The following is a 6,122-nucleotide window of genomic DNA, read 5'->3' as shown; positions in this document are numbered from 1 at the left end:
GGCCCACCTCAGCGGGACCATCGAGCTCGGCGTCAGCCCGCGCGCCTCCCTCGGGATGCTGGCAGCCGGCCGTGCCCTGGCCCTGCTGCGCGGTCGGTCCTACGTGCTGCCGTCCGACATCGTCGAGATCGCCCCCGACGTGATGAGTCACCGACTCCTGCTCTCCTTCGACGCCGTCGCCGACGGTGCCGACCCGCGCGACATCATTCGCGAGGTCATCGCAGCCGTGCCCCAGCCGACCGTCGCCTCACGCGAGGACCCCGACGCGGCACGCCCCCGCTTCGAGGCCGAGCCGACGGCGCCGACCGGGCCCGCTGGGTCGACTGGGCCGGAGTACGTGGAGCACACGTGAGCGACGACCTCCCCGCTCTCGACGGCAGCACGTCTCCCGAGACCGTCTTCGCCGCGCTCGACCTCGCCGTGCGACGCCGCCTGCCCGGGCGGATGCACGGCGAGCAGCAGGGACTGCGGCTCGGCTCGGGCTCGGAGCCCGAGGAGGTCGTGCGCTACCGCCCGGGCGAGGACGACGTCCGCCGCATCGACTGGAACGTCACCGCACGCTCGGCCGGCGTCCCCCACGTGTGGCGGCTGTTGGCCCAGCACGAGCTCGAGACGTGGGTGCTCGTCGACGACACCCCCAGCATGGCCTTCGGCACCATCGCCTCGGAGAAGCGCGACATCGCCACCGGCGTTGTCGCGGCGATCGCCCTGCTCACCGCCGGCCCCGGCAACCGGCTGGGCACCGCCCACCTGAGCGCGTCCGGCTTCGAGTGGTCCGCGCCACTACCCTCCCGCGCTGCTGCGCACCGTGCCCTGCGACGCCGCCGTCGGCCTGCCGGGTCTGCCTCGGGAGCGCCGGCCCCCGACCTCGGCCAGGCACTGCGCGGCTTCGGCGCGCGGCACAGCCGGCCCGGCGTGCGCGTGATCATCACCGACTTCGTCGACCCCGACGGCGCCGTGGAGCGCCCGTTCGCCTGGGAGCGTCCGCTGCGCCGGCTCGCAGCCGCGCACGAGGTGCTCGTCGTCGAGATCGTCGACCCCCGCGAGCTGACGCTGCCCGACGTCGGCGCCGTCACTCTCGTCGATCCTGAGAGCGGACGCCGTCGCGAGGTGTGGACCTCCGACCGCACCGTGCGCGAGCGCTACGCCGCCATGACCGCCGCCCACCGCGATGCCACCGCCGAGGCCGTGAAGTCGGCCCGCGCCGGCCACGTCCTGCTGCGCACCGACCGCGACTGGGTGCGCGACCTCGCGCGCCACGTGCACGGTCGGCCGTTGCGTCACGGCGCCCCGGCCCGCGGAGGGATGCCCGCATGAGCCTCGCCTCCCCCGTCTGGCTGCTGCTGCTCCTGCCCGTCGCGGCGCTCGTGGCGTCGTACGTCGTGCAGGCCAAGCGCCGCAGCCGCTACGCGGTCACCTTCGCCACCCTGCCGATGCTCGAACGGCTCATCCCGGCCAAGCCCGGCTGGCGTCGCCACGCTCCCGCGGTGCTGCTGGTGCTCGGCTTCGTCGTGCTCACGGTGGCCGCCTCACGTCCCCAGATCGACGTGGAGGTGCCCCGCGAGCGCGCCACCGTGATCGTCGTCGTCGACGTCTCGCTGTCGATGGAGGCCACCGACGTCACCCCCGACCGGATCTCGGCGGCCAGCGACGCTGCCCAAGGCTTCGTCGCCGGGCTGCCCGACGGGTTCAACGTCGGGATCGTGACCTTCGCCGGCGCCGCCACCGTGCTTGCGCCACCCTCCACCGACCACCAGGCCTCCGTCGCGGCGCTCGACCGCCTCGTGCTCGACGAGGGCACCGCGATCGGGGACGGCGTCCTCACCTCGCTCGCTCAGATCGCCTCGACCGCCGCCGTCGACGGCGCGACCGGGACCGAGGAGGTCCCCGCCCAGATCGTGCTGCTCAGCGACGGCACCAACACCGTGGGCAGCAGCATCGACCAGGCCGCCACGTCGGCGATCGACGCCGGCGTCCCTGTCTCGACGATCGCCTACGGCACCCCCGACGGCACCGTCGACGTGAACGGCGAGACCATCCCGGTGCCCGTCGACCAGGCTTCGCTCGACGCGCTCGCCCAGGCGACCGGCGGCACCGGGTACGCCGCCGAGTCGGCCGAGGCCCTCGACCAGGTCTACGACGACATCCAGACCTCGATCGGCTTCACCACCGAGCAGCGTGACGTGACGCCGTGGGTCATCGCGGTCGCGCTGCTGCTCGGCCTGCTCGCGGCCGGGTTTTCGCTGCGATGGTTCGCGCGCCTTCCGTAGCGCTGGACATCGAGTAGCTGGCCACGCGACGAAGGAGCGGACGGCGCAAGTCCCCGGAGGCTGAGCAGGGCGAGGAACGAGCCCGTCGACGAAGCCCCCGCCCCATGGTGGTTGAGGTGCGAGCGAAGTGAGCCTCGAAACCCCGTGAGCAACCCACAATCTCATCCACCAGTTGTTCGATCACACTATCGAATGTCGGTGGCCACGACTACAATCGGACCATGCGAAAGACGCCCACCCCGACCGCGATCGCCGCGGTCCATGACCTCCGGACGGCCCGCGACGCAGCCGACGTGGAGCTCATGAAAGGCATCGTGCAGTGGGCCGTGGAGCACCGCATCGACAACTCAGTCATCGACGACCTGACCTTCGGCGTCGACGGCGTCCTCCTCGGAGGGACCGGCTGCCCGCTGGTGGCTGAGTTCCACGCCTACGACCTCGCCGCCGGCCTCGCAATGTCCTCCGACACGGGATGCTTCTACATCGGCAAGGTCCTCGAGCTGCGCTACCGACTGCCCCGGGTCTGGCAACGAGTAGTGGACCTGCAGGTCCCGGCCTGGAAAGCACTCAAGCTCGCCGCCTCCACCATGTTCCTGCCCTACGACGGCGCAGCCCACGTCGACCGGATGCTCGCACCCACCCTCCACTCCTGCTCCTTCGCCCAGATCGAACGCACCATCGCCCAAGCCATCGACCTGTTCGACCCCGAAGAAGCAGAGCGCCGCCGCAAGAAAGCCGCAGACGACCGCGACTTCCAGATCCACCTCGGAGGACGAGACGCCACCACCGACGGCACCATCGACGTCACCGGCACCCTCTCGACCGAAGACGCCCTCGACCTCGAAGCCGCCATCAAGCAAGGCGCCAAGACCCTTGGCGACCTCGGCTGCGAGGAATCCCTCGGAGCGCGCCGATCGATGGCCGTCGGGGAGATGGCGCGCCAGCAGCTCACGCTCGACCTCGACACCAGCGGAGCCGGTGACACCGGTGGACGCGGGGTCGTGATCTACGCCCACATCGACGCCGATAGCCCCCACGTCAGCCTCGACAACGTCGGCGGTGGAGACGTCCTCATCGAGCAGCTCAAGGGCTGGTGCCAGACCGCCGGCACGAGCGTGACCATCAAGCCCGTCATCGACCTCAACCAAGAGATCTCGACCGACGCCTATGCCCCCGCGGCGAAGCTCGTCGAACAGGTACGCCTGCGCGACCAGAACTGCGTCTTCCCGAACTGCACCCGCAGGGCCGAGCACTGCGACCTCGACCACCGAGTCCCGTTCAACAAGAACAACCCGTCCGATGGTGGGAAAACCACGACCTCGAATCTTTCCCTGCTGTGCAGGAAGCACCACCGGGCCAAGACCTTCTCCACCTGGCAATACGACTCACCCCAATCCGGGGTCTACGACTGGACCAGCCCCTCAGGAGCCAGGTTCAGGGTCACCCGAGGACGACGCCACGGCAGGATGCCCGTCACCACCCCACTCGACGACCCACCCGAGCCCTGACCACCCAGCCCCCCCACCCCGCTGAGATCAGCGGGGCCACAGGCACGTCCATGCAGCGCCTCGATACGCCGGCGCTGCGCTCGGTCGCGATCAGCAGGTGAGGCCGTCCTCGGGGACGGCGCCCTCGAGCAGGTAGTCCTCGACGGCGGCGTCGATGCAGGCGTTGTCCTTGTTGTACGCCGTGTGGCCGTCGCCGTCGCGGGTGACCAGCACGCCGCTCTCGAGCTGCTCCGCGAGCGCCACGGCCTCCTCGTACGGCGTCGCGGGGTCGCGGGTGGTGCCGAGCACGACGATCGGCGCGGCGCCCTCACCGGTGATGGTCGGGGTCGGCTCCGCGGCCTCGACCTGCACGCCCCGGCAGCCGGCCAGACCCCAGGCGAAGACCCGACCGAAGGTCGGGGAGGCCTCGTCGAAGACATCGAACTCGGCCGGGACCTCGGCGGGGTCGATCGAGGTGGGATCGTCGAGGCAGTTGATGGCGAGGAAGGCCTCGAGGCTGTTGTCGTCGAACCCGCCGGCGGCGTTGCGCGAGGAGTAGAAGTCGGCGAGCAGCAGCAGCGTGTCGCCCTGACCCGACAGCGCCTCCTGGAGCGCCTGGTCGAGGAACGGCCAGTTGTCACGGCTGTAGAGCGGCGTCACGATGCCGTAGAAGGCGTTCCCGATCTGGAGGTCGCGGTCGTCGGCCGTCGGCAGCGGGTCGGCCTCGATCTCCTCGAGGAGCTCACTGATCGTGTCGAGACCCTCCTGGAGCGAGTCGCCGAGGAAGCAGTCGGCGCCGGCCACGCAGTCCTCGACGTAGGCGTCGAGCGCGGTCTGGAAGCCGCGAGCCTGGCTCAGCGAGTTCTCGCGAAAGTCGAGGGTGGGGTCGGTCGCCCCGTCCAGGACGAAGCGGCCGACGTTCTCGGCGAACAGCTCGGCGTAGACGCCGCCGAGCGTGGTGCCGTAGGAGAAGCCGAGGTAGTCGAGCTGGTCCTCGCGCAGGGCCCCGCGCAGGACGTCCATGTCGCGGGCCGCCTCGACGGTGGAGACGTGGCCGATGAGGTCGTCGGTGGACTCCACGCAGCCGGCGAAGAACTCTGCCTGGGTGTCGGCGAACTCCTCGATCTCTCCCGCGTCGTCGGGCGAGGGGTCCGAGGCGAGGTAGTCGTCGAGGTCGGCATCGTCGACGCAGTCGATCGGCGCGGACTCGCCTGTGCCGCGAGGGTCGAAGGCGACGATGTCCATCCGGGCGAGCAGCGGTGCACCGAAGGCGAAGGTGGGGTCCTCGACCAGGCTGGTGCCGGGAGCACCCGGACCACCGGGGTTGACGACGAGCGAGCCGACCCGTTCGGCCTGGTCGGTGGCGACGGTGCGCTCGAGGTTGAGGTCGATGGTCGCGCCGTCGGGCTCGGCGTAGTCGACCGGCACGGTGAGGGTCGCGCACTCGTTGCTGCCGCAGGCGGTCCAGGCGGGCACCTGCTCGTAGAACCTCTCGAGACCCTCGGGCACGTTGACCGGGTCTGCGTCGGACGTCGGGGCCGGGCTCGCGGGCGCTCCGGTCTCCGGCGAGGGCGACGGTGTGGGCGTGGGCGCTGCGCTGGAGCCGCCGTCGTCGGTGAGGACCAGCGCCGCCGTGGCGCCGCCTCCCACGCCGAGCGCGATGATCGCGATCACGGACACGACCCAGGTCGTCTTCTTGCTCATCATCTGCCGCCAGCTCCTTCGGGCACCTTCAGCGCCACCATCATCGACTCCAGGGCCAGGGCCACTGGCACGTTGAACTCCAGCATCTGCTCGCGCGCCTCGAAGACCCAGGCGATCCGGCGCAGGTTGAGCTCGGGAGTCGAGGTGCGCGCGAGCTCCTCGATGTCACCCCGGATCTCCTCGTTGACCAGCGCACCGGGCGCTCCGCAAGCGACGGCGATGGCGTCGCGGTAGACCGAGACGAGGTCCATCAGCCCGCGGTCGACGACGTCGAGGACGCGGCGCTTGGCGCGGGTCTTCTGCGACTTGTCGAGCGCCGCGAGGGCCGGGGAGTACTCGCGTGGGCGCCGGCCGCGCTCAACGACGCCGTACGTCGTGTCGAGGTCGGCCTTCTCACGCGCATCGAGCTCGCTCGTGATCGCCTCGGCCTCCTCCTTGGCGACGTCGGCGATGTTGCTGGCGGCCTGCATGCAGGCGCCCAGCGTCGTGAGCTTGAGCGGCACCGAGACGATCTCGCGGCGACGGTTGCGGGTCGCCTCGTCGCGCGCCAGCGCCCGAGCGCGACCGATGTGTCCTTGACTGGCGCGCGCCGCGTAGGCCGCCAGCGCCGGCTCGACGGAGTCGCTGCGGATCAGGAACTCCGCGACCGCCGCCGAGCTCG

General features: G+C 71.0%; 4 protein-coding genes and 2 pseudogenes. 4 read left to right on the top strand and 2 right to left on the bottom strand.

Annotated elements, in window-relative coordinates; translation table 11 throughout:
- The 4 genes and pseudogenes from VOI19_RS12055 to VOI19_RS12040 all read left to right on the top strand — a co-directional run.
- Nucleotides 1-352: pseudogene (locus VOI19_RS12055) on the top strand (MoxR family ATPase); the annotation flags it as partial.
- On the top strand, nucleotides 349-1,317 hold the full coding sequence (locus VOI19_RS12050; protein WP_323793205.1) for a DUF58 domain-containing protein: 969 nt from the start codon (nucleotides 349-351) through the stop codon (nucleotides 1,315-1,317). The pseudogene VOI19_RS12055 and the gene VOI19_RS12050, both read left to right, overlap by 4 nt.
- Nucleotides 1,314-2,270 (top strand): VWA domain-containing protein, encoded by a 957-nt coding sequence (locus VOI19_RS12045; protein WP_323793204.1) that lies wholly within the window; start codon nucleotides 1,314-1,316, stop codon nucleotides 2,268-2,270. Before VOI19_RS12050 ends, VOI19_RS12045 begins: the two co-directional genes overlap by 4 nt.
- A 221-nt stretch (nucleotides 2,271-2,491) precedes the next feature.
- Nucleotides 2,492-3,778 (top strand): HNH endonuclease signature motif containing protein, encoded by a 1,287-nt coding sequence (locus tag VOI19_RS12040; RefSeq protein ID WP_323793203.1) that lies wholly within the window; start codon nucleotides 2,492-2,494, stop codon nucleotides 3,776-3,778.
- 90 nt (nucleotides 3,779-3,868) lie between these two features.
- Here VOI19_RS12040 and VOI19_RS12035 read toward each other — a convergent pair whose 3' ends face one another.
- Together VOI19_RS12035 and VOI19_RS12030 are read right to left on the bottom strand one after the other, a co-directional pair.
- Nucleotides 3,869-5,461, bottom strand: a complete 1,593-nt coding sequence (locus VOI19_RS12035) for an alpha/beta hydrolase (RefSeq protein WP_323793202.1) — start codon at nucleotides 5,459-5,461, stop codon at nucleotides 3,869-3,871.
- Nucleotides 5,461-6,122 (bottom strand): annotated as a pseudogene (locus tag VOI19_RS12030) (DNA polymerase III subunit delta'); the annotation flags it as partial. The gene VOI19_RS12035 and the pseudogene VOI19_RS12030, both read right to left, overlap by 1 nt.

Origin of the sequence: Nocardioides sp., from assembly GCF_034670285.1 — a bacterium.
Lineage (GTDB): Bacteria > Actinomycetota > Actinomycetes > Propionibacteriales > Nocardioidaceae > Nocardioides.
The sequence above is the reverse complement of the archived record's forward strand: the minus strand, read 5'-3'. Positions and strand labels throughout refer to the sequence as shown.

Bases quoted from the DNA above. Each gene is read 5' to 3' on its own strand.
- VOI19_RS12035 (WP_323793202.1), bottom strand. From the start codon at position 5,461: ATGAGCAAGAAGACGACCTGGGTCGTGTCCGTGATCGCGATCATCGCG.
- VOI19_RS12040 (WP_323793203.1), top strand. From the start codon at position 2,492: ATGCGAAAGACGCCCACCCCGACCGCGATCGCCGCGGTCCATGACCTC.
- VOI19_RS12045 (WP_323793204.1), top strand. From the start codon at position 1,314: ATGAGCCTCGCCTCCCCCGTCTGGCTGCTGCTGCTCCTGCCCGTCGCG.